Source organism: uncultured Sphingomonas sp. (genome assembly GCF_964237335.1).
Lineage (GTDB): Bacteria > Pseudomonadota > Alphaproteobacteria > Sphingomonadales > Sphingomonadaceae > Sphingomonas.
The window spans coordinates 1-22,432 of the sequence record NZ_CAXSHM010000016.1 but is presented as its reverse complement, the minus strand read 5'-3'; the positions used below and the strand labels follow the sequence as shown (position 1 = coordinate 22,432).

Below are 22,432 nucleotides of genomic sequence, written 5' to 3'. Positions count from 1 at the left end.
GGCCCTGCAAGGGCCGCTCCGCGTCGAGCGCCTATATCGAAAGATGTCTGAACAGCGCCTGCATGTCTGCCGGCAGGTCGCTGTCGAAAGCCACGTCCTCGCCCGTCACCGGATGAGTGAACCCCAGCCTCGCGGCATGCAAGGCCTGTCGTCGGAAACCCAACATCTCCAGCAACGCGTGGTGGTCCGATCGGGTCCGGCCATAGACGGGATCGCCGACCAAAGGATGGCCAAGCGAACCCATGTGTACGCGCACCTGGTGCGTGCGGCCGGTCTCGAGTCGGCACGCGACCAGCGCCGCGCCGCACAGCCGTTCCTTCACGGCATAGTGCGTCACCGCGCGTTTGCCGCTCGGCACGATCGCGACCTTCTTGCGGTCGCGAGGGCTACGGGCGAGCGGGGCGTCGACGCTGCCCGTCGCGGGCACCGGCACGCCCGAAGTGATCGCAAGGTAACGCCGGTCGATGCTGTGATCGTGGAACTGCCGCGCCAGGCCTTCGTGCGCGCGGTCGGTCTTGGCGGCGACCATCAGCCCGGACGTGTCCTTGTCGATCCGGTGGACGATGCCCGGCCGCGCGACCCCGCCGATGCCGCTCAATCGCCCCGCGCAATGGTGGAGCAGCGCGTTGACGAGCGTGCCGTCGAGGTTGCCCGCCGCCGGATGGACGACCAGCCCGGCCTGCTTGTCGATCACCAGCAGATGCTCGTCCTCGAACACGATGGTGAGCGGGATGTCCTGCGCCGCCGCGTCCGCCGGTTCGGGGTCGGGCACCGCGACCTCGAAGACGTCGCCGGCCGCCGCCGCGCGCGCCGGATCGCGAGTGGGGACGCCGTCGCGGGTCACCCGGCCCGACGAGATCAGCGCCTTCAGCCGTTCCCGCGACACCGCCGGCACCGCATCCGCCAGCGCGCGGTCCAGTCGCCAGCCATGGGCGGTGGGTGCGATCGTCGCTTGTATGATCGAGACCCCCCGGTCCATTGCCTCTGCAACATGGGAACCACACTCGAGATCGCAAGCGCGGTCCTCGACGCGATCGTCGCCGAGGCGGCGGGCTCGCCGGTCGAGATCTGCGGGCTGTTGTTCGGCGACGATGCGCGGATCGTGGAGCGGCGACGCTGCCGCAACGTCGCCGCAGAGCCGGCGGTGGCGTTCGAGATCGATCCGGCCGCGCTGCTCGCCGCGCATCGCGCGATGCGTCGTGGCGGCCTGAGGCTGGTCGGCTGCTACCACTCGCACCCGTCGGGCACGCCGGAGCCCTCCGCCCGTGACGCCGCCGCCGCCGCGCCGGACGGATGGTTCTGGCTGATCGCCACGACGCGCGCCGTCGGCGCCTGGCGCGCCGTCGAGCGGGGGCAACAGCATGGCCGTTTCGACCCGGTCGCGATCGAGCGCGTTTAAGCGGTTGTCCGCCCGGCCGCGCATCGCCACAACGGAAGCCCTGTCCGAAAGTTTTCCATGACCACCAGCGCCGTCGATTTCGCAAGCCTGCTCTGCTCGCGCCTGTGCCACGATCTCCTCTCGCCGGTGGGGGCGCTCAACAACGGGCTGGAACTGCTCGCTGACGAGACCGACCCCGCGATGCGCGCGCGCTGCATGGAATTGCTCGCCGAAAGCGCGCGCACCTCGGCGGCGAAGCTCAAGTTCTTCCGGCTGGCGTTCGGTGCCGCCGGCGGGTTCGGCGACACGGTGGACGCGCACGAGGCGCGATCGGCGCTCGAAGGCCTGCTCGCCGGCAACAAGCGGCTGGCGCTCGGCTGGCTGGTGGAGGAGGACACGCTGCCCAAGCCCGCCGCCAAGGTGCTGCTGAACCTCGGGATGATCGCGGGCGATGCGCTGATCCGCGGCGGCCGGCTGGACGTCGGGGCCGAGCAGGGGGACTCGACCGGGCCGGGCAGGGGATCGCTGGAAGTCGTGCTCCGCGCGCAGGGACCGCGACTGGTGCTCGATCCCGCATTGCGCGACGCGCTGACCGGCGGCGAGGCGGCGGCAGAGGTCACCGCGCGCACCGCGGCCGCGCACCTGGTTCACGCGCTGGTGACGGCGGCGGGCGGGCGCGTCCAGGTCGATGCGGGCGAGGAGGGGGTGCTGCTCTTCGGCGCGACCTTCCCGGCGGCGGTCCCGATGGCGGCTCCGGTGGCGGCGCGCACCTAACCACCCGTTAACCGGCCTGCGTCATGGTCGCGCACCATGGACGAATTGCTGCAGGAGTTTATCGCCGAGACGCGCGAGACGCTGGACGCGATCTCGGGCGAGATCGTCGCGTGGGAGGCGGCCCCGGCCGACAAGGCCCGGCTCGATGCGATCTTCCGCTTCGTCCACACGGTGAAGGGAAGCTGCGGCTTCCTCGACCTGCCGCGGCTCGCGCGGCTCAGCCACGCGGCCGAGGACGTGTTGGCGGCGGTGCGCTTGGGCGAGCGATGGCCCGATACCGCGACCGTCGACGCGGTGCTGGCGATCATCGACCGGATCGGCGAGATCGTCGAGGCGATCGACGCGGGCCTGACGCTCGACGACACCGGTGACGACCTGCTGATCGCTGCGCTGGACGGCAAGGGTCCGATGCCCGGGCCCGTCCCCGAAGACGCGCCGCGGCCGGCCGGCAAGCCTGGCGCCGTCGCGCCATCCGCCCGCGCCGTCACGCGCAGCGTGCGGCTGAACGTCGACCTGCTCGACCGGATGATGAGCGGCATGTCCGACATGGTGCTCGCGCGCAACGAGCTGGCGCGCAAGCTGCGCGACGACGCCGATCCGCGGCTGGAGGCGGCGCTGGAGCGGCTGTCCGCGAGCGTCGTCGACATGCGCGAGACGGTGACGCGCACGCGGATGCAGACGATCGACGCGCTGTTCTCGCCACTGCCGCGCATGGTGCGCGACACCGCCGCCAGCCTGGGCAAGACCGTGTCGCTCGCGATCGACGGATCGGACGTCGAGCTCGACCGCGAGATGGTGGAGGTGATGCGAGACCCACTCGTCCACCTGATCCGCAACGCGATCGACCATGGGATCGAATCACCGGCGGAGCGGCGGCTGGCGGGCAAGCCGGACGCCGGCCGCCTCGTCGTGTCGGCGCGCCAGTCGGGCAACCAGATCATCATCGACATCGCCGACGACGGCCGCGGCATCGACACCGATCGGCTGGTCGCCAAGCTGTCGGCGCAGCCCGGCCAGGACGCGGCCGCGCTGCGGCAGCTGACGGAGGCGGCGCGGCTGGAGCTGATCTTCCACCCCGGTCTGTCGAGCAAGGACGAGGCGACCGCCATCTCCGGGCGCGGCGTGGGCATGGACGTGGTCCGCGCCAACGTCGAGCAGGTCGGCGGCCGGATCGAGCTCGCCAACGCGCCGGGCCGCGGGCTGACGGTCGGCATCCACGTGCCGTTGACGCTGTCGATCATCCCGGCGGTGATCGTCGGCATCGCCGGCCAGCGGTTCGCGATCCCGCGCCAGACGATCGGCGAGATCGTGACGACGCAGGGCGAGAAGATCCGTGTCCAGCAGCTCGGCGACGCGCAGGTCGCGACCGTGCGCGATCGGCGCATGCCGCTGATCGACCTGGGCATCACGCTGGGACTGGCGGCGGCCGAGCGGCGGATGCTGGTGGTGCTGGACCTGCGCGGCGGCAGCTATGCGCTCGGCGTCGACACGGTGTTCGATACCGAGGAGCTGGTCGTCAAGCCGTCCGCGCCATCGGTCATGGCGGTCGGCATCTATGCGGGGCAGACGCTCCCCGACAGCGGGCTGCCGATGCTGCTGCTCGACGCGGGCGGGATCGCCGAGAAGGCGGGGCTGGTGTTCGCGCCCGAGGTGCCGCAGCCCGCGACCATCGAGGCCGAACAGGCCCGCGGCGTCGAGGCGCTGCTGTTCGTCGACCTGAACGGGGAGCGCCGCGCCATCCCGCTCGCGATGGTGGACCGCATCCAGCAGGTGCCGACCGAGACCATCCGCCGCAGCGGCGGCCGGCTGCGCATGACGGTGGACGGGGGCACCGTGCCGATCGTCGCGACCGGCGCGATCGGCGATCGCGCGCTGGTCGCGGTGCTGCGGCTGCACGACGATCGATCGGGCCTGGGTTATGCGATCGGCGAGGCGCTCGACATCGTGACGCTGCCGCCGGTGCTCGCGCCCGCCGCGGCGCCGGGCATCGTCGCCGGCGTGGCGGTGATCGACGGCGACCAGATCGAGGTGGTGGACCCGTTCTGGATCTTCGCCGACGCCGCCGCCGGCGCGGCCGCCATCCCATCGCCGGCGGACGCCGCGCCGCTGTGCCTGCTGCAACCCGATGCCGGCGGTTGGCTCGAAGGCTTCCTGCGGCCGATGCTGGAGGGCGCGGGCTATCGCGTCGCGACGCAAGGCGCGGCGGGCGAGGTCGCGGACATCGCGCTCGTCCTGGATGGAGAGCCGGCCTGGGCCGCGGCCGCCGGCGCGCCGCTGCTGACGCTCGCGCGCGATCCCGGCGGGAGCGGCGGCGCCGTCTATCGCTACGATCGCGCGGGTGTGCTGGCGGCGATCGCGCAACGGCTGGGGAGGGCCGCCTGAATGCTTTACCTGCTCGCCCGCATGGCGGACCGCGCCGTCGCCATCTCCGCCGACCAGGTCGAATCCGTCGTCGACATCGGGCCGCTCGTCCCGGTGCCGGGCGCCCCGTGCGAGGTCGAGGGGCTGGCCGCGTTGCGCAGCCGGGTGATGACCGTGATCGGCTCGCGCGCCGCGCTCGGCGCCGTCGACCGCGCCGCGCGCGCGCCGCGTGCCGTCGTCTCGCTGATCGACGGCCACCGCTATGCGATCCTGGTCGATTCGCTGGAGGACGTCGCCGCCTTCGAGTGCCGGCCGCTACCGCCCGGACTAGCGCTGGGCGGGCGCTGGGCCGCCGTCGCGCGCGGGCTGGTGGAGGTCGACGGGGAGGCGGTGGTGGCCGTCGATCTGCGTGCGCTGGTGCCGGGCCTGTCGCCCTCGACGGTCGCCGCGGTCGGCTGATCGCGTTCTTTTCCCCGATTAACCCGGTGCTTACGCCTGCTGCCGCAGGACGGGGCATCACAGCAAGCCGGATCACCGCCACCATGAAAACCTGCCTCGTCGTCGACGACTCCAAGGTGATCCGCAAGGTCGCCCGGCACATCCTCGAAACGCTCGACTATACGGTCCGCGAGGCGTGCGACGGCCGCGAGGCGATGGACAGCTGCCTCGTCGACGTGCCGGACGTGATCCTGCTCGACTGGAACATGCCGGTGATGAGCGGCATGGATTTCCTGCGCGCACTGCGCGAGACGTCGCTCGCCACGCGCCCCAAGGTCGTGTTCTGCACGACGGAGAACGGGATCGCGCACATCCGCGCGGCGATCGAGGCGGGCGCCGACGAATATGTCATGAAGCCGTTCGATCGCGACACGCTGGAAAGCAAGCTCCAGATCGTCGGCGCGGCCTGAGCCTCCGCCCGTGTCGGCCGAGCCAGCGATCGCGGCGGCGCCTGCCGGGCCGCCCTGCATCTTGCCCAGCATATTGCCGCGCATCCTGATCGTCGACGATTCGGCGGTGGCGCGCGCGGTGATCGCCCGCGCGATCGCGGAGGCGGGATGTTTCGAGCTTGCCGGCGCGGTGCCGCACGCCGCCGCCGCGCGCGCGCTGCTGGCACGCGAGCGGGTCGATGCGATCCTGCTCGACATCGAGATGCCGGGCGTCGACGGGCTGACCGCGCTGCCCGACCTCGTGCTCGCCTCGCACGGGGCGCGGGTGATCGTGGTGTCCTCCGTCTGCGCGGAGGGCGGGGCGGCGACGATCCAGGCGCTCGCGCTGGGCGCGGCCGACACGCTGGCGAAACCGCAACCGGGCATCTCCCACGCTCGCTTCGCTGCGATGCTGGTCGAGAAGCTGGTCCGCCTGACCGCGCATGACGACGCGCCGACCGCGCCGCCGCCGCCGATCCCAAGGCCGGTCGCCCCCGCGAGCGAGGCGCGACGGTACGACCTCATCGCGATCGGCGCGTCGACCGGCGGCATCCACGCGCTCGGGCAATTGCTGCGCGCGGTGCCGGCGAGTTTCACGACGCCGATCCTCATCACCCAGCATCTGCCGACCACCTTCATGCCCTTCTTCGCCGCGCAGGTGGCGGTGCTCGCCAGCCGGCCGTGCGACGTCGCGACGGAGCGGATGCGGCTGCGGCCATCGCGGATCGTCGTCGCGCCCGGCGACGCGCATGTGCGCTGCGTGGCGCTGGGCGACGGCGGCGTCGCGGTGCGGCTGTCGACCGACCCCGCGCCGAGCGGCTGCCTCCCGTCGGTGGACGTGATGTTCGACTCGATCGCCACGGCCTGCGGGCCGCGGGCGCTGGCGGTGGTGCTGAGCGGCATGGGCCGCGACGGCGCGATCGGTGCGCGCGCGCTCGTCGAGGCGGGCGGCGACCTCGTGGTGCAGGACCGCGAGTCGTCCGTCATCTGGGGAATGCCCGGCGCGGTCGCGACCGCGGGGCTCGCCCACGCCATCCTGGCCCCCGACGCGATCGGGCAGTTGATCGCCAGCCGTCGGAGCCCGCGATGACCGAGCCTGCTTCCGTCCCCACCGGCGGTGTCGTGCCCAGCGGCGCGCATGCGGTGTTCGCCGCGTTGCTGGAGGCGCGCACCGGCCAGTCGCTCGGGCATAATCGCGCCTGGCGGCTGGAGACGGCGCTGTGCCCGATGATGCGGGAGCATGATTGCGACACGCTGGATGCGCTCGCGCTCCTGCTGCTCTCTGGCCGGCATCCCGGCATCGCCGACCGCGCGGTCGAGGTGCTGCTCAATGGGGAGACGTCGTTCTTCCGCGATCCCGGCGTCTTCGCGATGGTGGCGGACGCGATCGCCGCGTCGGCAGCGGGGCGCCCGCGCCTGTGGTGCGCCGGCTGTTCCACCGGCCAGGAGCCGCTGTCGCTCGCGATGCTGTTCGCCGAGCGCGGCGGCGACATGCCGGAGATCGTCGCGACCGACTGGTCCGACCCGGCGATCGCCCGCGCGCGGGCGGGCCGCTTCAATCAGTTCGAGATCCAGCGCGGGCTGTCGGCGGCCCGCATGATCCGCTGGTTCGACGAGGCGGGCGGCGCGCATGCCGGGGACTGGATCGCGAAGCCCGAGCTGCTGCGGCCGATCCAGTTCCGGCGCGCGAACCTCGTCTTCGACGGGCCGCCGGCGGGACAGTTCGACGCGATCTTCTGCCGCAACGTCCTCCTCTATTTCGCGGCGCCGGCACGACGCACGGTGCTGACGCGGCTGGCCGGCGCGCTGAAGCCGGGCGGCGTGCTGGTGCTGGGCGCCGGCGAGACGGTGATCGGCCAGTCCGACGCCTTCCAGCCCAGCGGCCGCTATCGCGGGCTCTACGAGCCGGTACCCCGCCCCTGGGCACCCCGCGCCGCGGCAGGCTGACACACGGTTTACAAGCGCGCCGGGGCGCGGCAAGCCTGCCGGGGTGAGCGACGACATCCCCGCCGACGGTTCCTCCGCGATCACCGACGCGCCGTCTCCCAATCACGACGCGCGCACGGCGCCGGTCAGCATGATCGTGCTGCATTATACCGGGATGGAGAGCGCGGGCGCGGCGCTCGCACGGTTGCGCGACCCGGAAGCCAAGGTGTCCGCGCATTATCTGGTCGACGAGGATGGCGCGGTCGTGCGGCTGGTCGACGAGGATCGCCGTGCCTGGCATGCCGGCCGCTCGCACTGGCGCGGCATCACCGACGTCAACTCGGCGTCGGTGGGCATCGAGATCGTCAACCCGGGCCACGAGTTCGGCTATCGCCCGTTCCCGGACGTGCAGGTGGAGGCGGTGATCCGGCTGGTCCACGCGATCAAGGACCGGCACGCGATCACGCGCGGCAACATCGTCGGCCATTCGGACGTCGCGCCGGCGCGCAAGCGCGATCCGGGCGAGCTGTTCCCGTGGAGCCGGCTCGCCCGCCTACGCCTCGCGTTGCCGCGGCCCACGCGCAGCCTGATGGACCCGCACTGGACGGAGGCGGGGTTCCTGCTGGCGCTCGAGCGGTTCGGCTACGACGTCACGGAGAGGATGGCCGCGATCATGGCCTTCCAGCGCCGCTTCCGCCCCGAACTGATCGACGGTGAGGTCGACGCCGAATGCCGCATGATCCTGCTCGCGCTGCTGTTGCCAAGGCCGCAGGGGGACGAGTAGGGCTTTCTACGTCAGAGGGTCGGGCGGCCGCGTCGTGGGTTCGCCCGCGCCGAGGAAAGTCCGGGCTCCGCGGAACGACGGTGCCGGGTAACGCCCGGCGGCTCGCGCTTCGGCACGGGTCAGGGACAGTGCCACAGAGAGCAGACAACCACGGCTGAGGCCCAGGGCTTTGGCCCGAAGCCTTCGCCAGGTGAAGAGTGAAAGGGTGCGGCAAGAGCGCACCGCGCGACCGGCAACGGAAGCGGCATGGCAAACCCCACCGGGAGCAAGACCGAATAGGGGCGACATGAAGCCTTCGGGCTTCGGGGCGTGTTCCCGCCTGTCGCCCGGGTTGGTCGCTTGAGCGCGTCAGCAATGGCGCGCCTAGAGGAATGGTCGCCCATCCGGCCGCGCGAGCGGGCGGTGGACAGAACCCGGCTTACAGACCCTCTGGCAGTTAACGCAGGTTTGGCGCGCGGGCGTGGCTTTCCCGCGGGCCACGCCCTAGCTAGGCACGACATGGCGCGCACTCCGACCCGATCGAACGACTGGGGCTTTCCCCGCTGGCGAAGCTATGGCGCGGCGAGCGAGGCGGTGCAGGTGCGGCTGTGCGACCGCCATGGCTGCACCGAACCCGGCACCTGCCCGGCGCCCAAGTCTCCCAACAGTCCCGAACGCTGGTATTTCTGCCAGGTGCACGCGGGCGAGTACAACCGCGGCTGGAATTACTTCGACGGTCTGTCCGCCGAGGAGGCCGCGGCGCGCGAGGCGGACGAGACGCGCACCGCCAACGGCTACGCCGACTCGCACCATTACCGCTGGGCGGGATCGGGCGACGGCAGCCGCTCGCGTGACGAGATGCGCGCGCTCGACGTGCTTGAGCTGGAACCCGACGCCGACCTGGCGGCGATCCGCGCGGCGTGGCGGCGGCTGGCGAAGGCGAGCCATCCCGATGTCCGCCCCGGCGACGCCGCCGCCGCCGACCGCTTCCGCGCGATCCAGGCGGCGTGGGACGTGCTGCGCACGGCCGAGGAGGCGCGGGCGGCGGCGGGAGTGGGCCGGCCGTCTTGAAAGCGGACGTTGCGTCCGACTGGGCGCGCGTGCTGCTGGTGTGCGGCAAATGCTCGAAGAAGGTCGGCCGCGCGTTCGGCGAGGACGGCGACCGGACGCTGGCGAAGGCGTTGCGGGCGGAACTGGGCGTCGGCAAGGGCCGCAAGGCAGCGGCGGGCGTGGTGGAGGTGAAATGCCTCGGGCTGTGTCCGAAGGGCGCGGTGGTGGTGATGGACGGCGCCGCGCCGGGGCGCTGGGTTTTGGTTAAGCCGGGTACGCCCAAGGCTAAAATGTTGGCGGCGTTGGGTGAAGAACCAGCCTCGCCTACTTCCGTCTACCCTGAGCTTGTCGAAGGGCTGCCTTTCCTTTCGAGCAAGGGCAGGGCTTCGACAAGCTCAGCCTGAACGGAAAAAGATGAAGCGAGGTGCAGCTACCCCGCGTATCGCGCCGCCGTGTCGCGGATCAGCGCGATCATGTTGGGGATGCCCTGCGTCCGGTTGGAGCTGAGCTGCTTGCTCAGGTCGAACGGGGCGAGCTGCGCAGGCACGTCGGTTGTCAGGATCGCGTCGGCCGGCCGGTCCTGCACCGCCGCCAGCACCAGCGCGATGATACCCTTGGTGATCGCGGCGTTCGAGTCGGCCAGGAAATGCAGCACGCCGTCGTCGCGCCGCTGCGGATAGACCCATACGGAGGCCGAGCAGCCGCGGACCAGCGTCGCATCGGTCTTGAGCGCGCCCGGCATCGGCTCCAGCGTGCGGCCCAGGTCGATCAGCATGCGGTAGCGGTCGTCCGCATCCAGGAACTCATATTCGTCGTGCAGATCGGCGAGCGTCGTCATGCCGCCAAAATAGAAGGTGCGGGCAGAGGGGACAAGCAGGCGCCTACAGGTCCACTCCCGCCGCGATCGCCTCCAGCTTGCGGATCCGCTCCTTCAGGTCGGCGATCTCGATCCGGGCGGTGGTGCCGGCGCCGTGCCCGCGCGGCTCGGTCGCGGCGAGTTCGCGGTGCTTCAACTGCAGCCAGCCGCGCCAGCCCTGCAGCCCGGCGAAGACCAGCATGGCCAGGCCCGCGAGCGCGGCGGCGGCCAGTGCGAGGGTGGTGTCGTGGTCGAACATGGCGGTCACTCCTCCTGTCTGCTCAACGGTCGCGCAGCCGGTCGATCCGCGACGCGAGATCGTGGCCCGAGTGGTCGTCGGTGATGACGCGCTCCAGCACCTGCACCCGCTCGCGTAGCCGGGCGAGCTCCTCGGCCATCCGGCGCATGTCCTCGTTGGGTGCGAGGGGCGGCGGCATCATGGCCTGGGCGCGGTATCGGTCGCGCAGCACGCGGGCGATCATCACCACGATCACGATCACTGCGACCATTTCGAAGGGGTTCATCGAGGCTACTCCGGGGGTTGGGTGGATCAGGCCTTGGACGCAGCCTCTTGGGCGAGGCGCTCGGCGCGGCGGCGGGGGCGGTCGATCCGCTCGGTCATGAAGACGCCGAAAGCGGTGGCCGCGGCGAGGACGGCAAGGAAGACGATCATGGTGGTGGTCCTAGTCTACGGGGTACGGGCGACGCGTCAGCGCAGCGCGTCGATGGCGCGGGCCGTGCGCTCGGCGGGATCGGTGGCGATGCGCTCCAGAACCGCGATCCGCTCCTCCAGCCGCGAAACCTGGCCGGTCAGCTTCTCGTTCTCGTTGGACAGCAGCATCACCTCGCGATCCGCGTCCGGCGAGCCGCCATCGCGCCCGCGCTGCCGCCGATTGCGCCATGCTTCGGGCTCGTAGCCGTGGCGGACGCGGATCCAGTTGTTGAACGCGTAACTGATCGGCCCGACGGTGAAGATCGCGATCGGGATCAGGATGCCCAGGTTGCTCATGGTCGTAACTCCCCTTTTGCGTGAGGCTCAGCGCAGCTTCTCGATCTCGCTGGAGAGCTGCGTGTTGCGGCTGGTGTAGAAGGTTTCCATGTCGGCCAGCCGGCGGTCGATGTCGCGGAACTTGGAGCGGACCTCGGTGGTCGACCGCTTGGTGTTCGAGCGGACGCCCTGCCAGAACCGCTCGTCGTCGGCGGTCCGGTAAAGCCCGGCCGGCTTCTCCGGTGCTACCCAGGCCGCGATGAAGTAGGCGGCAAGAATGAACAGATGGGTCAGCGGCAGGAGGATGACGGCCCCGGCCCGGACCCATCTCACGTCGATGCCGGTATAGTCGGCGACCCCTGCGCAAACGCCCTTTACCTTCCCGTTGGGCGTGTCGAGGTAGAATTGCGTGCGGCTGGCGGACATGTCAGTTCCTCCGATCGATTGAGTAGTTGGGTTGGCTGCTGGTCAGGCCGGGGCGGAAGTCGGGATGATCGGCGGCGACGATGCGCTCCACCGTCTGTACCCGGTCCTCGAGCCGGCGCGCGAGATTGTACATCTCGTCCAGCAGGTTCTCGTCTTCCGGCGTGATCTTCGCCGCGTGCTTCCACTTGGTGACATAGTGGAGGACGATCCACGGCAGGCCGATGAACAGCGCCAGGATGGCGAGCACTCCCATGATGTCGAAATCCTCCATGGCTCAGCCCTCCTTCTTCATGCGCGCCTTGAGCGCCGCCAGGTCGGCCTCGACCTGGTCGCCCGCGCGCAGATCGGCGATCTCGTCCTCCAGCGACTTCGGCCCGGTCAGCCCCATCGCCTCGGCGCGACCCTCGGCATGATCGACCTGCCGCTCCAGCGTGTCGAACCGGCCGAACGCCTCGTGCGTCTTGGGGCCGTTCCACATCTCGCGCAGGCGGGCGCGGTTGTTGGCGCTCTCCAGCCGCGTGTTGATGCTGTTCTGCTTCGAGCGCGCGTCGCCCAGCTTCTTCTGGAGCTTGGCGATATCCTCCTCGCTGGCGCGCAGCGCATCGTCGAGCACGGCCACCTCGGCGCGGAGCTGCTCGGCCATGTCGGCGGCCTTGCGCTTCTCGATCAGCGCCGCCTTGGCCAGGTCCTCGCGATCCTTCGATAGCGCGAGTTCCGCCTTCTCGGTCCAGCTCTCGCCCAGCGCGTCGAGTTTCGCGATGTGGCGGCGCATCTCCTTCTGGTCGGCGATGGTGCGCGCGGCGGATGCGCGGACCTCAACCAGCGTCTCCTCCATCTCGAGGATGATCATCCGGATCATCTTGGCCGGGTCTTCCGCCTTGTCGAGCAGGTCGGCGAAATTGGCGGCGACGATGTCGCGGGTGCGGGAGAAGATGCTCATGATGGCGGCTCCTAGATAAAGGGGGGCGTCGTCGGCAAAGGGCGGCGCCGAAATCCTGACCAGCGCGCTCATGCCATGAAGCGAGCGCTGTGCGCCACCGGCGTGCCGGCGTGGGTCGGCGTGCGGACCGGCGTGTGAACGGGGCCGACCGCGGCGACCAGCAGCAGCGCGCTGGTGACGGTGGTGAAGGCGAGGGCGGCGATGCGGCGGGCGAAGTTGGTCATGATGGGCTCCTGTTCGGTGGGTGGTTGGTCCGGGGTCGCCTTCGATCGGCGGCTCGCAACAGCCAATGCAGATCGCGTGCCAAGTGCTGAGATCACGTGTTTACAATGACTTGCGCGGATAGCCGGTCCACCTCGCGCTTTTCGGCTTGCGAACGGTTGGGAACCCGCGCCAACTCTTGGCCGCCATGCAGCACTCCAGCCACGCCATCGGCCAATCGGGCGCCTTTCTCGACGCGCTGGAGCGGGCGAGCCGCGCCGCCGCGCTCGACCGGCCGGTGCTGGTGATCGGCGAGCGCGGGACGGGCAAGGAACTGGTGGCCGAGCGGCTGCACCGGTTGAGCCCGCGCTGGGAGCATCCGCTGGTGGTGATGAACTGCGCCGCGCTGCCCGAGACGCTGATCGAGGCGGAGCTGTTCGGACACGAGGCGGGCGCCTTCACCGGCGCGACCAAGGCGCGTGTGGGCCGGTTCGAGGAGGCGCATGGCGGCACGCTGTTCCTCGACGAGCTCGGCACGCTGTCGATGGGTGCGCAGGAGCGGCTGCTGCGCGCGGTGGAATATGGCGAGGTGACGCGCATCGGCTCGTCGCGCCCGATCCGCGTCGACGTCCGGATCGTCGCCGCCACCAACGAGCACCTGCCCGACAAGGTGGACGCGCACACGTTCCGCGCCGACCTGCTCGACCGGCTGAGCTTCGAGGTGGTGACGCTGCCGCCGCTGCGCGCGCGGGTGGGCGACGTGGCGGTGCTGGCGGAGCATTTCGGCCGGCGCATGGCGTCGGAGCTGGGACGCGAGGCCTGGGAAGGGTTCGGCCCGGCGGCGATGGCCGCGCTGGTCGGCTATCGCTGGCCCGGCAACGTGCGCGAGCTGCGCAACGTGGTGGAGCGGGCGGTGTATCGCTGGGAAAGGCCCGGGCCGATCGACGCGATCGAGTTCGATCCCTTCGCGTCGCCGTTCCGGCCGGGAGCGGGGGAACGTAGAGCAGAAGCTTCCCAAGCTTACGACGAGGCACCGACGGAGCCGCCACCGGCGCCGCCGCCCGACCCGCATGACGACGTGGTCGCCGCGTGCGAGGCGGGGCCGTCCGACTTTAAGAGCCGCGTCGCCCGCTTCGAACGCGAGCTGCTGGCGCGCAGCCTGTCCGAGCATCGCTTCAACCAGCGCGCGTCTGCGCAGGCACTGGGGCTGAGCTACGACCAGCTTCGCCATGCGCTGCGGCGGCATGATCTGATCGGGGGATAGCTCACCGAAGCATTCGCATCTTCGACCGTCTACCCTGAGCTTGTCGAAGGGCTGCCTTCTCCCCGCCGAAGAAGAACAGGGCAGGGCTTCGACAAGCTCAGCCTGAACGGTTTTGGGGTGGCTGCCGGTGATAACAGCGGTCCGCTCCTCCGAAGAACCGGCCGGAGCCAAGCCACGCCCGACGCGTTCACCGCCCGACCACCAACAGGAGACGCCCGATGGCCTTCGAACTCCCCCCGCTGCCCTATGCCTATGACGCGCTGGAGCCGACGATCTCGAAGGAGACGATGACGTTCCACCACGACAAGCATCACGCGGCCTATACCGCCAAGCTGAACGAGGGCGTCGCCGCCGATCCGACGCTGGCGGACAAGTCGATCGAGGACATCCTTGCCGGCATCTCGTCGCTGCCTCCGCTCGTGCGCAACAACGGCGGCGGTTTCTGGAACCACGACTTCTTCTGGAAGATCATGGGCCCGGCCGGCAGCGGCGGTCCGAGCGGCAAGCTCGCCGCGGCGATCGACACCTATGGCGGCCTCGACAAGCTGAAGGAGGACTTCAACACCAAGGGCGCGGGCCAGTTCGGCTCGGGCTGGGCCTGGGTGATCGCGGATGCCTCGGGCGCGCTGAAGGTCACCTCGACGCCCAACCAGGACAACCCGCTGATGGACGTCGTCGCCGACAAGGGCACGCCGATCCTGGGCAACGACGTGTGGGAGCACGCGTACTATCTGACGTACCAGAACGACCGGCCGGGCTATCTGAAGGCGTGGTGGACCGTCGTGAACTGGGACGAGGCCGGGCGTCGGTATGAGGCGGCGGTGGGATGATACTTCTCCCTCTCCGCTGGAGAGGGAGGGAGCGCCGCCGGTGCGGACGGGTGAGGGGGCTAGCCTCAGCGGCGCTACCTTAACGGTTTGAGCCCTTGTAAGCCGGCGGTCGGCAGCCGCCCGTCCGACCGGTCGCGATTGCACGCTCCCGCTCGCCGTTTCGAGCCGGAAAGTGACGGCTCGATGATAGCCTTCGATCCGGCGATCCCGCTAAAGGCCATTGCCGCTTCGATCTGTTCGATGCGAAAACGCGAACCTACGCGGGTCCGCAGCAACGGATGATCCCCGAGGTGTTCCAAAGCGAGGAAAGCGGCGGCCAGCCGATCGCGGTCGCGCACGGTCGCCGAGCCGAAGTTGCTGAACGGCCGCAACGTCAGGTTCCGGCCGTTCAGTAAACTGCTTGGGAAGGAGACCGGCTCCGGCCCTCCTAGAAAGCCATAGGCGTATACAGTGGACCCCAGAGGCAAGTGCGGTAGCAGTCTGCCCAGAGCCGCCCCCCCTACTCCGTCGAACACGGTCGAGGCTCCACAAGCTTCCGCCGCGCGGCTTGCCGCCTCCAAGCCGTCCTCGCCATCGACCAGGTAAACGTCGGTAATGCCGTGCTGTTCAAGCTCCGCCTTTGCTTGCATCGAGCGAACCAGCAGCAAGGCGCGGATGCCGCGCGCACGGGCAAGCACCGCCAGCGCGCGGCCCGTCGCCGAGCTGCCCGCGGTAGCTAGCACCGCACTGTCACCCCGCGCCGAGACGTCCTCCAAAAAAGCGTAGGCGGTAATCAGGTTGACTAGTGAGCCACTATAGTCGGCCGGATCGACGTCGTCCGGCAGGCGAAGGCAGCTGGTAAAAGGAACTTGCGCTGTCTCGCACCACAGGCCGATCGTATCCGGCCCGCGGCCGAGCGACCGGTAGATCGCAACCTTCCGTCCCACATAGCCTTCCGTCACGTCTGGGCCCGACGCGACCACCTCTCCTGCTGCCGATGCACCCCAGATGTCGAACGCAATGTCCCCAAGCGACAGCGCGCCGCCGGCCGGACGCTTCAAAAAACTCTTGTCGCCGCTGTTGATCGCGGCCGCCAGGATCCGAACCGTCAGGTGCCCTGACGGAGGGTTCTGCGGCTCTGGCACGTTGCGCAACTCCAGCCCGCGTTCGGGGGTCACACAGATAGCCTTCATCTTTTGGGACCTCGTTTCTTCTGTAGACGGCCGAAGTCGGACAACCGGCGCCTGTTCGCAATCACGGATAATTTTGTTAGCGGTCCGATCATGATCGAGATGCCCGCCGCTTGCCCCGTCGCGACCACTACCCGTTTGATCGGCGGTCGGTGGAAGGCGCGACTGATCTGGGCGCTGTTTCGAAAGGAGCCTCGTCGCTTCTCTGATTTACGCCGGGCCTGCCCTCCGATCAGCGATCGCATCCTGTCGAAGGAGCTCCGAGAGATGGAGGCCGCCGGGCTCATAAGCCGTCGCGAGCAGCCCGGTTCGACGGCGCATACGGACTATTGCCTGACACAGGACGGCCGTACGCTCGAACCGGTCATGGCCGCTATGGCCGGATGGGGTCGGGCGCGATCTGAGGAGGAAGGCCAAGGACCGGTGTGAGGACGGTATGCCTTCCGGTCGATCCGGCAAGGACCTACCCGATCTGAGAGAGGCGGGCCGTACCGATGATTGCAGTCAACCGGACACCCGCCCTCACCCTTCCCACTCGCTGCGCAAGCGGGCCGCTCTCTCTCGGTGGGAGAGGGAGATTACTCCGGCGGCAGCTGGCCCGTTGCCGCCCGCCCTTCCTTTCCTGGGCCATCCTCAAGGGTCAGCCCGTGCCTCAGCAGCATGGGCACGTTGGCGATCGCGAACACGATCGTCGCCGGGATCGCGACCCACACCTTGTACAGCACCCAGATCGCCGGATCGTCGCCCGGCCGCGGCGCGGTGAGGCGCCAGACGGCTTCGTTGGCGATCGCCATCCCTACGAAGAAGAACGCCCAGTTCACCGTCAGCCGCCGCCACCCGGTCGCCGACAGCCCGGGATAGGCGTCACCCAGCAGTTGCTGGAGCAGCGATCGCCCGGTCGCCAGGCCGAAGAAGAGCACCGCCGCCAGCGTGACATAGACGATCGTCGGCTTGACCTTGATGAAATTGGGATTCTGGAAATAGATCGTCAGCCCGCCGAAGATCACTACCAGCCCGCCCGATATCCACAGCATCGGCGAGATCGTGCGCAGCTTGACGAGGCTGAACAGCATCGCGGCGACGGTCGCCAGGACGAAGGCGGCGGTCGCGACGATCATTTTGGCGATCACCAGCGCCTCCATCCGGCCAAGCCCCGACAGCGATCCGGTCGTCGCCACCACCAGCCGCCGGGCAAGATCGCCGGGCATCAGGAAGTTGGCGAGGAAGAACACCACAAGCGGCCCATAGTCGATCGCGACGCGCCAGCCGGGCGACGCGGCAGGCCGGGCGGCGGCGGTCGCCGACCCGCTCACCGCTTCACCCCCGCGTCCACCCCGGCGATGATCCGCGCGACCTCGTTGGGGTCGAACGGGCGGAGGTCGCCCAGTCCCTCGCCGACGCCGATCGCGTGGATCGGCAGCCCGAACCGCTCCGCCGCCGCGACCAGTACGCCGCCGCGCGCGGTGCCGTCGAGCTTGGTCATCACCAGCCCCGTCACGTCCGCCACGTCGCGGAACACCTCGATCTGGTTGAGCGCGTTCTGCCCCGTCGTGGCGTCCAGCACCAGCACCACGTCATGCGGGCTGGCTGGGTTGAGGCGCCCCAGCACCCGGCGCACCTTGGCAAGCTCGTCCATTAGCTCGCGCTTGTTCTGCAGGCGCCCGGCGGTGTCGACGATCAGCACGTCGGTGCCGATCTCGGTCGCCTTCTTGACCGCGTCCCACACCACGCCCGCCGCGTCGCCGCCCTCCGGCCCGGTCACGATCGGCACGCCGACCCGCTCGGCCCAGGTGCGCAACTGCCCGATCGCGGCCGCGCGGAACGTGTCGCCCGCCGCCAGCATCACGGCATAGTCCTGTTCCAGGAACAGATGCGCCATCTTGGCGATCGTGGTCGTCTTGCCCGATCCGTTGACGCCGATCACCAGGATCACCTGCGGGCGTGGAAAGGCGTCGATCTCCAGCGGGCGCGCGACCTTGGCCAGCGTCTTCTCCACCTCGTCAGCCACCACCAGCCGCACGCCCAGCTCCTCCATGTTGCGCTCGACGCCCGTGTCGGCGAGCCGGGCACGGACGTGGCCGGCCGTCTCCGGGCCTAGGTCCGACGCGATCAGCGCCTCCTCGATCTGGTCGAGCTGATCGTCATCGAGCCGGCCCGCCGAGATGCCGGCCAGGTTGCCGAGCAGACGGTCGGACGTGCGCCGGAAGCCGCCGAGCAGCTTGTCGTGCCAATTGGGAGAGGATGCCATCGCCGGCCATCTAGGGCCGGGGCGCTGCTAAGTCACGATGCTTGCCCGGATGCACGGTTTCGCGTAATGGCCGTCCACGTTTTCGCGAGGCCTGCCCTTCGCACACGCTGGCCGGCGAGGTTTCGCCCGCCGGCGGTTTTGCGTTGGGCATGGCCGTTGGAGGAGTCGAGGCCCATGTTCGAGAGCTTGAGCGACCGGCTGGGTGGCGTCTTCGATCGGCTGCGCGGGCGCGGCGCGCTGACGGAGGCGGACGTGCGCGCGGCGATGCGCGAGGTTCGCGTGGCGCTGCTGGAGGCGGACGTGGCGCTGCCCGTCGCGCGCGAGTTCGTCGACAAGGCGACCGAGCAGGCGATCGGCCAGAACGTACTGCGCTCGATCACGCCGGGGCAGCAGGTCGTCAAGATCGTCCACGACGCGTTGATCGAGATGCTGGGCGGCGCCGGTCATGCGGGTGAGGAGGAGCTGAACCTCAACGTTGCGCCGCCCGCGATCGTGATGATGGTTGGCCTCCAGGGCTCCGGCAAGACGACCACCACCGCCAAGATCGCGCGCCGGCTGAAGGAGCGTGGCGCCAAGAAGGTGCTGATGGCGTCGCTCGACGTCAATCGCCCCAACGCGCAGGAGCAGCTGGCGACGCTCGGCACGCAGGTCGACGTCGCGACGCTGCCGATCGTCGCGGGCCAGCAGCCGGTGGAGATCGCGCGGCGCGCGGTGCAGGCGGCGAAGCTGCAGGGCTTCGACGTCCTGATGCTCGACACCGCCGGGCGGCTGCACGTCGACCAGGCGCTGATGGACGAGATGCGCGCGGTGGCGGACGTGTCGCGGCCGCAGGAGATCCTGCTCGTCGTCGACTCGCTGACCGGGCAGGACGCGGTCAACGTCGCCAAGAACTTCTCCGATCAGGTGCCGCTGACGGGCGTCGTGCTGACGCGGATGGACGGCGATGCGCGCGGCGGCGCGGCGCTGTCGATGCGCGCGGTCACCGGCAAGCCGATCAAGTTCGCCGGCACGGGCGAGAAGCTCGACGCGCTGGAGGCGTTCCATCCCGAGCGCGTCGCCGGCCGCATCCTGGGCATGGGCGACGTCGTCAGCCTCGTGGAGCGCGCGGCCGAGACGATTCAGGCCGAAGACGCCGAGCGCATGGCGGCACGGATGGCGAAAGGCCAGTTCGACCTGAACGACCTGCGCTCGCAGCTCGCGCAGATGCGGCGGATGGGCGGCCTCGGCGCGCTCGCCGGCATGTTGCCCGGCCTGAAGAAGGCACAGGGCGCGATGCAGCAGGCGGGTGGGGACAAGATACTGATCCACATGGACGCGATGATCACGTCGATGACCGCCAAGGAACGCACCAAGCCCGAGCTCATCAACGCGAAACGCAAGATCCGCATCGCAAAGGGCAGCGGCACGACGGTGCAGGACATCAACAAGTTGTTGAAGATGCACCAGGAAATGGCCGGCGCCATGAAGAAGCTGCGCAAGATGGGCGGCCTCAAGGGCATGATGGCGATGCTGGGCAAGGGCGGTCCCGGTGGCGGCATGGCCGGGCTCGGCAACGCGCTGGGCGGCGCCGACCTGGGCGAGTTGATGGGCAAGGCCGGCGGCGGATTGCCCGGGCTGCCGGGTGGCGGTGGCGGCGGCCTGCCGGCGAACCTGCGCGGGGGATTTGGCCGCAAGTAAGTACAACCATCCCTAACCCGTCACCCCAGCGAACGCTGGGGTCGCTTGGCGGCGGGGCAAGACCTCATCCACAATCCGATCCCAGCGTTCGCTGGGATGACAATTAAACCAAGGAAGAATACCAATGGCACTCAGCATTCGTCTGTCGCGTGGCGGCTCCAAGAAGCGCCCTTACTACCGGATCGTGGTGGCGGACGCCCGGTCCCCGCGCGACGGCAAGTATCTCGAGAAGATCGGCACCTACAACCCGCTGCTCGCCAAGGATTCGGACCAGCGCATCCAGCTCGACGCCGAGCGCGCCAAGCACTGGCTGGGCGTCGGCGCGCAGCCGACCGACCGCGTCGCCCGTTTCCTCGACGTGGCCGGCGTCAAGGAGCGCGCGCCGCGTAACAATCCGACCAAGGGCAAGCCCGGCGAGAAGGCGACCGAGCGCGCCGAGGAGCGCGCCGAGAAGCTGGCCGCCGCCAACCCGGCGCCCGAGCCGGTCGCGGAGACGGCCGAGGCTTGAGTTGTACCAACCAACCGTTCGTCCTGAGCTTGTCGAAGCCTGTCCTGAGCGACGCCGCAGGCGGCGTCGAAGGGGATTGTCCTTCTACTTCGACGGAAGAAGGGCAGTGCTTCGACAGGCTCAGCATGAGCGGGGTTGGGGTCAGGCTCAGCATGAGCGGGGTTGGGGAGGGGCGCGATGATCGGTTTCGAACGGTCGTGCGTTGGGGGCGTCTCATGAGAGGAGCACCACGCCATGACCGACCCCGATCCGCGCACGGACGCCGATGACGGCGAGGACGCCATCAACGAAGGGCAGTCGGCCGAAGCGCCCGCCGAGGGCGCCGACGACACGCCGGCCCAACAGCCCGGCTCCCCGCAAGGCTGAGCCGGCCGCACCGTCGCGGTCTGCCGCCCGCACGATCGTCGATCCGTCGACGGTGGTGCTGGCCGCCGTGACGGGCGCGCACGGCATCGGCGGCGAGGTGAAGGTGAAGCTCTTCACCGACGACCTCGCCGCCTATCGCTCGTTCAACAATGGCGCGCTGACGCTCGTGTCGGCTCGCGGCCTCGTCGCCCGGTTCGAGGAGGTGCGTGATCGCGAGGACGCCGAGCGGTTGCGCGGCACGCTGCTGACCGTCCCGCGCGCCTCGCTGCCGCCGCTGGGCGAGGGCGAATATTACCATGCCGACCTGGTCGGCCTGCCCGTCCACGACGAGGCGGGCACGCTGCTCGGCCACGTCGCGGCGGTGGAGGATTTCGGCGCGGGCGACCTGCTCGACGTGGAGCGGGAGGACGGGCGACGCTTCATGGTGCCGGTCGGGGCGGCGGCGGGGGTGTTGGCGCTGGGCGGGCGGGTGACGGTGGCGGCGGACTGGGCGGCATGAGCGGAATGGTAAACCACGAAGGATCCTTAGACTTCGCCGACCATGGAGCAGAGTGGCGTTCAAATGCTGTTGCGCCGGTATTGGACGACATCCGCGCGACCCTGAGCAAATTGCCGGAGGATCACGCCGGTATCAGAATCAGTGGTATCATGGAGCTTGAGCCGTTTCTTGTCGGTGGCGGTGCAGTCGGTGCAATAGCTGTGGGTTTCCTTGGATCGGCAAGCCGCCCTGTCCGGGCCATACTGTTCGACAAGACAGCGGAAACTAATTGGTCGCTCGGTTGGCATCAGGACCGCACAATTTGTGTCCGGCGGAGACTGGACGTCGACGGCTTTGGCCCTTGGACGATTAAGTCCGGGATGCATCATGTGGCGCCACCCTTCGACTTGCTAACTCGGATGGTGACGCTCAGAGTTCATCTTGATGATGTATCGCTTACCAATGCTCCGCTGCTGATCGCCCCCGGCTCTCATCGGTATGGGCGCATTCCGACTGATCGCGTTGACGAGGTTGTCCGTCGATGTGGTAAGCTAGCCTGCACGGCCATAGCCGGCGATGTTTGGGTTTATGCCACTCCGATCCTGCACGCATCCGAGAGCGCCAGCTTTCCGATGCGTCGCCGCGTCTTGCAGGTCGACTATGCGGCCGAGGACTTGCCGGGCGGCCCTGAGTGGCTCGGTGCGTAGACTTCTTAGAGCAAGGCGCTGAGTTTCGCCGCCAAGCCTCGCAGTGATGACCATTGGCAGCTTTACCGCGCCAGCACGGGCATTTTTCGCTAGATCGTTCCGGATCGTCGTTCCGGCCACGCCCGCCTCGCCCGTCGCATGTCTGATCTGTCCAGCTCGCGCGCCAAGTCGCCCGCCTCGGCGGACTGGACTGCGTGGCGTTGGATCGAGCAGGCTCTCGTTACCAAGCACCGCTTCCCGTCACGCCTTGCACATATTCGGTCAGTCTGCGGACGGTGGCGGCAGACGTAGAGGCTGGGAGCTGATCGAGCGAGAACCACTCTGCCCGTTCGATCTCGATGAGATCGGCGCGGCGCAGACTTGCACCGACGTCCGCCCTAGTCCGTACCGCGAAGATGACGATATGGTCGTCCTTGCCCTCGCGGCGACTATGATAGACTCCCACGATACGTTCGATGACCGGGTTGGTGACCGCCACTTCTTCCTCAAGCTCCCGAAACAGGGCGGCTTCGGTGCTTTCGCCTTTCTTGACGCCGCCTCCCGGTAACTGCTCACGGGGTTGGCGGGAGAGGGTTGCGGTGGGCGCGAGTATCTGA

32 protein-coding genes and 1 other RNA gene are annotated in these 22,432 nt (G+C 69.3%); 19 read left to right on the top strand and 14 right to left on the bottom strand.

Annotated elements, in window-relative coordinates; translation table 11 throughout:
• Positions 1-31 precede the first annotated feature (31 nt).
• A complete protein-coding gene (locus tag ACFE65_RS09655) occupies positions 32-979 on the bottom strand; it encodes an RluA family pseudouridine synthase (RefSeq protein WP_375382152.1) in 948 nt (315 codons plus the stop codon).
• Positions 980-991: 12 nt separating this feature from the next.
• On the opposite strand from ACFE65_RS09655, the gene ACFE65_RS09650 reads away from it, so the two are divergent.
• The 11 genes from ACFE65_RS09650 (at position 992) to ACFE65_RS09600 (ending at position 9,582) form a co-directional block, all read left to right on the top strand.
• Positions 992-1,399, top strand: a complete 408-nt coding sequence (locus ACFE65_RS09650; RefSeq protein WP_375382151.1) for a Mov34/MPN/PAD-1 family protein — start codon at positions 992-994, stop codon at positions 1,397-1,399.
• Between the two features lie 57 nt (positions 1,400-1,456).
• Positions 1,457-2,152: a histidine phosphotransferase family protein gene (locus ACFE65_RS09645; protein WP_375382150.1), complete on the top strand. Its 696-nt coding sequence runs from the start codon at positions 1,457-1,459 to the stop codon at positions 2,150-2,152.
• A gap of 36 nt (positions 2,153-2,188) precedes the next feature.
• Entirely contained in the window at positions 2,189-4,534 is a 2,346-nt protein-coding gene (locus ACFE65_RS09640) for a chemotaxis protein CheA (protein ID WP_375382149.1), read from the top strand.
• Positions 4,535-4,972, top strand: a complete 438-nt coding sequence (locus ACFE65_RS09635; protein ID WP_375382148.1) for a chemotaxis protein CheW — start codon at positions 4,535-4,537, stop codon at positions 4,970-4,972.
• An 83-nt stretch (positions 4,973-5,055) separates the two neighbouring features.
• A complete protein-coding gene (locus ACFE65_RS09630; RefSeq protein ID WP_375382147.1) occupies positions 5,056-5,421 on the top strand; it encodes a response regulator in 366 nt (121 codons plus the stop codon).
• An 82-nt stretch (positions 5,422-5,503) separates the two neighbouring features.
• The gene (locus ACFE65_RS09625) at positions 5,504-6,529 is read left to right on the top strand and encodes a chemotaxis protein CheB (RefSeq protein WP_375382201.1); all 1,026 of its coding nucleotides are present in this window, start codon (positions 5,504-5,506) and stop codon (positions 6,527-6,529) included.
• Positions 6,526-7,386, top strand: a complete 861-nt coding sequence (locus ACFE65_RS09620; protein ID WP_375382146.1) for a CheR family methyltransferase — start codon at positions 6,526-6,528, stop codon at positions 7,384-7,386. The genes ACFE65_RS09625 and ACFE65_RS09620 overlap by 4 nt, the downstream gene beginning before the upstream one ends.
• A 43-nt stretch (positions 7,387-7,429) precedes the next feature.
• Positions 7,430-8,149 (top strand): N-acetylmuramoyl-L-alanine amidase, encoded by a 720-nt coding sequence (locus ACFE65_RS09615; RefSeq protein ID WP_375382145.1) that lies wholly within the window; start codon positions 7,430-7,432, stop codon positions 8,147-8,149.
• Positions 8,150-8,160: 11 nt separating this feature from the next.
• An RNA gene (gene rnpB, locus ACFE65_RS09610) (RNase P RNA component class A) lies at positions 8,161-8,586 on the top strand.
• A gap of 61 nt (positions 8,587-8,647) precedes the next feature.
• A complete protein-coding gene (locus ACFE65_RS09605; RefSeq protein ID WP_375382144.1) occupies positions 8,648-9,199 on the top strand; it encodes a J domain-containing protein in 552 nt (183 codons plus the stop codon).
• Positions 9,196-9,582 (top strand): hypothetical protein, encoded by a 387-nt coding sequence (locus ACFE65_RS09600; protein WP_375382143.1) that lies wholly within the window; start codon positions 9,196-9,198, stop codon positions 9,580-9,582. Before ACFE65_RS09605 ends, ACFE65_RS09600 begins: the two co-directional genes overlap by 4 nt.
• Before the next feature lie 26 nt (positions 9,583-9,608).
• Here ACFE65_RS09600 and ACFE65_RS09595 read toward each other — a convergent pair whose 3' ends face one another.
• From ACFE65_RS09595 to ACFE65_RS09555, 9 genes are all read right to left on the bottom strand, one after another.
• Positions 9,609-10,016 (bottom strand): SufE family protein, encoded by a 408-nt coding sequence (locus ACFE65_RS09595; RefSeq protein ID WP_375382142.1) that lies wholly within the window; start codon positions 10,014-10,016, stop codon positions 9,609-9,611.
• Between the two features lie 43 nt (positions 10,017-10,059).
• Complete coding sequence (locus ACFE65_RS09590; protein WP_375382141.1) at positions 10,060-10,293, bottom strand: hypothetical protein; 234 nt, start codon at positions 10,291-10,293, stop codon at positions 10,060-10,062.
• 22 nt (positions 10,294-10,315) lie between these two features.
• The gene (locus ACFE65_RS09585) at positions 10,316-10,558 is read right to left on the bottom strand and encodes a hypothetical protein (RefSeq protein WP_375382140.1); all 243 of its coding nucleotides are present in this window, start codon (positions 10,556-10,558) and stop codon (positions 10,316-10,318) included.
• 26 nt (positions 10,559-10,584) lie between these two features.
• The gene (locus ACFE65_RS09580) at positions 10,585-10,707 is read right to left on the bottom strand and encodes a hypothetical protein (protein ID WP_375382139.1); all 123 of its coding nucleotides are present in this window, start codon (positions 10,705-10,707) and stop codon (positions 10,585-10,587) included.
• A gap of 36 nt (positions 10,708-10,743) precedes the next feature.
• A complete protein-coding gene (locus tag ACFE65_RS09575) occupies positions 10,744-11,043 on the bottom strand; it encodes a hypothetical protein (RefSeq protein ID WP_375382138.1) in 300 nt (99 codons plus the stop codon).
• A gap of 27 nt (positions 11,044-11,070) precedes the next feature.
• Positions 11,071-11,448, bottom strand: coding sequence for an envelope stress response membrane protein PspC (pspC, locus tag ACFE65_RS09570; protein WP_375382137.1), 378 nt, complete (start codon positions 11,446-11,448; stop codon positions 11,071-11,073).
• Position 11,449: 1 nt separating this feature from the next.
• Complete coding sequence (gene pspB / locus ACFE65_RS09565; RefSeq protein ID WP_375382136.1) at positions 11,450-11,719, bottom strand: envelope stress response membrane protein PspB; 270 nt, start codon at positions 11,717-11,719, stop codon at positions 11,450-11,452.
• A 3-nt stretch (positions 11,720-11,722) separates the two neighbouring features.
• Entirely contained in the window at positions 11,723-12,388 is a 666-nt protein-coding gene (gene pspA / locus ACFE65_RS09560) for a phage shock protein PspA (RefSeq protein ID WP_375382135.1), read from the bottom strand.
• A gap of 68 nt (positions 12,389-12,456) precedes the next feature.
• The gene (locus tag ACFE65_RS09555) at positions 12,457-12,612 is read right to left on the bottom strand and encodes a hypothetical protein (RefSeq protein ID WP_375382134.1); all 156 of its coding nucleotides are present in this window, start codon (positions 12,610-12,612) and stop codon (positions 12,457-12,459) included.
• Between the two features lie 185 nt (positions 12,613-12,797).
• Between ACFE65_RS09555 and pspF the strand changes: the two genes are divergently transcribed.
• Together pspF and ACFE65_RS09545 are read left to right on the top strand one after the other, a co-directional pair.
• A complete protein-coding gene (pspF, locus tag ACFE65_RS09550) occupies positions 12,798-13,853 on the top strand; it encodes a phage shock protein operon transcriptional activator (protein ID WP_375382133.1) in 1,056 nt (351 codons plus the stop codon).
• Positions 13,854-14,071: 218 nt separating this feature from the next.
• Positions 14,072-14,683 (top strand): superoxide dismutase, encoded by a 612-nt coding sequence (locus ACFE65_RS09545; RefSeq protein WP_375382132.1) that lies wholly within the window; start codon positions 14,072-14,074, stop codon positions 14,681-14,683.
• A gap of 74 nt (positions 14,684-14,757) precedes the next feature.
• Here ACFE65_RS09545 and ACFE65_RS09540 read toward each other — a convergent pair whose 3' ends face one another.
• Complete coding sequence (locus tag ACFE65_RS09540) at positions 14,758-15,840, bottom strand: alcohol dehydrogenase catalytic domain-containing protein (RefSeq protein ID WP_375382131.1); 1,083 nt, start codon at positions 15,838-15,840, stop codon at positions 14,758-14,760.
• 105 nt (positions 15,841-15,945) lie between these two features.
• On the opposite strand from ACFE65_RS09540, the gene ACFE65_RS09535 reads away from it, so the two are divergent.
• A complete protein-coding gene (locus ACFE65_RS09535) occupies positions 15,946-16,281 on the top strand; it encodes a winged helix-turn-helix transcriptional regulator (protein ID WP_375382130.1) in 336 nt (111 codons plus the stop codon).
• Positions 16,282-16,430: 149 nt separating this feature from the next.
• Here ACFE65_RS09535 and ACFE65_RS09530 read toward each other — a convergent pair whose 3' ends face one another.
• Both ACFE65_RS09530 and ftsY read right to left on the bottom strand, forming a co-directional pair.
• Positions 16,431-17,165, bottom strand: a complete 735-nt coding sequence (locus ACFE65_RS09530; protein WP_375382129.1) for an inner membrane-spanning protein YciB — start codon at positions 17,163-17,165, stop codon at positions 16,431-16,433.
• Entirely contained in the window at positions 17,162-18,100 is a 939-nt protein-coding gene (ftsY, locus tag ACFE65_RS09525; RefSeq protein ID WP_375382128.1) for a signal recognition particle-docking protein FtsY, read from the bottom strand. Before ftsY ends, ACFE65_RS09530 begins: the two co-directional genes overlap by 4 nt.
• A 174-nt stretch (positions 18,101-18,274) precedes the next feature.
• On the opposite strand from ftsY, the gene ffh reads away from it, so the two are divergent.
• The 5 genes from ffh (at position 18,275) to ACFE65_RS09500 (ending at position 21,836) form a co-directional block, all read left to right on the top strand.
• Positions 18,275-19,777, top strand: coding sequence for a signal recognition particle protein (gene ffh, locus ACFE65_RS09520; protein ID WP_375382127.1), 1,503 nt, complete (start codon positions 18,275-18,277; stop codon positions 19,775-19,777).
• Positions 19,778-19,901: 124 nt separating this feature from the next.
• Positions 19,902-20,285, top strand: a complete 384-nt coding sequence (gene rpsP, locus ACFE65_RS09515; protein WP_375382126.1) for a 30S ribosomal protein S16 — start codon at positions 19,902-19,904, stop codon at positions 20,283-20,285.
• Positions 20,286-20,519: 234 nt separating this feature from the next.
• Positions 20,520-20,651 (top strand): hypothetical protein, encoded by a 132-nt coding sequence (locus tag ACFE65_RS09510; RefSeq protein ID WP_375382125.1) that lies wholly within the window; start codon positions 20,520-20,522, stop codon positions 20,649-20,651.
• A 52-nt stretch (positions 20,652-20,703) separates the two neighbouring features.
• A complete protein-coding gene (gene rimM, locus ACFE65_RS09505; protein WP_375382124.1) occupies positions 20,704-21,150 on the top strand; it encodes a ribosome maturation factor RimM in 447 nt (148 codons plus the stop codon).
• Positions 21,147-21,836, top strand: coding sequence for a phytanoyl-CoA dioxygenase family protein (locus ACFE65_RS09500; protein WP_375382123.1), 690 nt, complete (start codon positions 21,147-21,149; stop codon positions 21,834-21,836). Before rimM ends, ACFE65_RS09500 begins: the two co-directional genes overlap by 4 nt.
• A 220-nt stretch (positions 21,837-22,056) precedes the next feature.
• On the opposite strand, the gene ACFE65_RS09495 is transcribed toward ACFE65_RS09500, so the two are convergent.
• Positions 22,057-22,432, bottom strand: a 376-nt coding sequence (locus ACFE65_RS09495) for an NUDIX domain-containing protein (protein WP_375382122.1), incomplete at its 5' end; no start/stop codon positions are given.

Coding starts and splice junctions, on each gene's coding strand:
- pspA (WP_375382135.1), bottom strand. CDS start 12,388: ATGAGCATCTTCTCCCGCACCCGCGACATCGTCGCCGCCAATTTCGCC.
- ACFE65_RS09545 (WP_375382132.1), top strand. CDS start 14,072: ATGGCCTTCGAACTCCCCCCGCTGCCCTATGCCTATGACGCGCTGGAG.
- ACFE65_RS09650 (WP_375382151.1), top strand. CDS start 992: ATGGGAACCACACTCGAGATCGCAAGCGCGGTCCTCGACGCGATCGTC.
- ACFE65_RS09605 (WP_375382144.1), top strand. CDS start 8,648: ATGGCGCGCACTCCGACCCGATCGAACGACTGGGGCTTTCCCCGCTGG.
- ACFE65_RS09595 (WP_375382142.1), bottom strand. CDS start 10,016: ATGACGACGCTCGCCGATCTGCACGACGAATATGAGTTCCTGGATGCG.
- ACFE65_RS09635 (WP_375382148.1), top strand. CDS start 4,535: ATGCTTTACCTGCTCGCCCGCATGGCGGACCGCGCCGTCGCCATCTCC.
- ACFE65_RS09580 (WP_375382139.1), bottom strand. CDS start 10,707: ATGATCGTCTTCCTTGCCGTCCTCGCCGCGGCCACCGCTTTCGGCGTC.
- pspB (WP_375382136.1), bottom strand. CDS start 11,719: ATGGAGGATTTCGACATCATGGGAGTGCTCGCCATCCTGGCGCTGTTC.
- ACFE65_RS09630 (WP_375382147.1), top strand. CDS start 5,056: ATGAAAACCTGCCTCGTCGTCGACGACTCCAAGGTGATCCGCAAGGTC.
- ACFE65_RS09575 (WP_375382138.1), bottom strand. CDS start 11,043: ATGAGCAACCTGGGCATCCTGATCCCGATCGCGATCTTCACCGTCGGG.
- pspF (WP_375382133.1), top strand. CDS start 12,798: ATGCAGCACTCCAGCCACGCCATCGGCCAATCGGGCGCCTTTCTCGAC.
- ACFE65_RS09555 (WP_375382134.1), bottom strand. CDS start 12,612: ATGACCAACTTCGCCCGCCGCATCGCCGCCCTCGCCTTCACCACCGTC.
- ACFE65_RS09585 (WP_375382140.1), bottom strand. CDS start 10,558: ATGAACCCCTTCGAAATGGTCGCAGTGATCGTGATCGTGGTGATGATC.
- ACFE65_RS09535 (WP_375382130.1), top strand. CDS start 15,946: ATGATCGAGATGCCCGCCGCTTGCCCCGTCGCGACCACTACCCGTTTG.
- ACFE65_RS09590 (WP_375382141.1), bottom strand. CDS start 10,293: ATGTTCGACCACGACACCACCCTCGCACTGGCCGCCGCCGCGCTCGCG.
- ftsY (WP_375382128.1), bottom strand. CDS start 18,100: ATGGCATCCTCTCCCAATTGGCACGACAAGCTGCTCGGCGGCTTCCGG.
- ACFE65_RS09510 (WP_375382125.1), top strand. CDS start 20,520: ATGACCGACCCCGATCCGCGCACGGACGCCGATGACGGCGAGGACGCC.
- ACFE65_RS09645 (WP_375382150.1), top strand. CDS start 1,457: ATGACCACCAGCGCCGTCGATTTCGCAAGCCTGCTCTGCTCGCGCCTG.
- ACFE65_RS09620 (WP_375382146.1), top strand. CDS start 6,526: ATGACCGAGCCTGCTTCCGTCCCCACCGGCGGTGTCGTGCCCAGCGGC.
- ACFE65_RS09500 (WP_375382123.1), top strand. CDS start 21,147: ATGAGCGGAATGGTAAACCACGAAGGATCCTTAGACTTCGCCGACCAT.
- ACFE65_RS09655 (WP_375382152.1), bottom strand. CDS start 979: ATGGACCGGGGGGTCTCGATCATACAAGCGACGATCGCACCCACCGCC.
- pspC (WP_375382137.1), bottom strand. CDS start 11,448: ATGTCCGCCAGCCGCACGCAATTCTACCTCGACACGCCCAACGGGAAG.
- rpsP (WP_375382126.1), top strand. CDS start 19,902: ATGGCACTCAGCATTCGTCTGTCGCGTGGCGGCTCCAAGAAGCGCCCT.
- ffh (WP_375382127.1), top strand. CDS start 18,275: ATGTTCGAGAGCTTGAGCGACCGGCTGGGTGGCGTCTTCGATCGGCTG.
- ACFE65_RS09640 (WP_375382149.1), top strand. CDS start 2,189: ATGGACGAATTGCTGCAGGAGTTTATCGCCGAGACGCGCGAGACGCTG.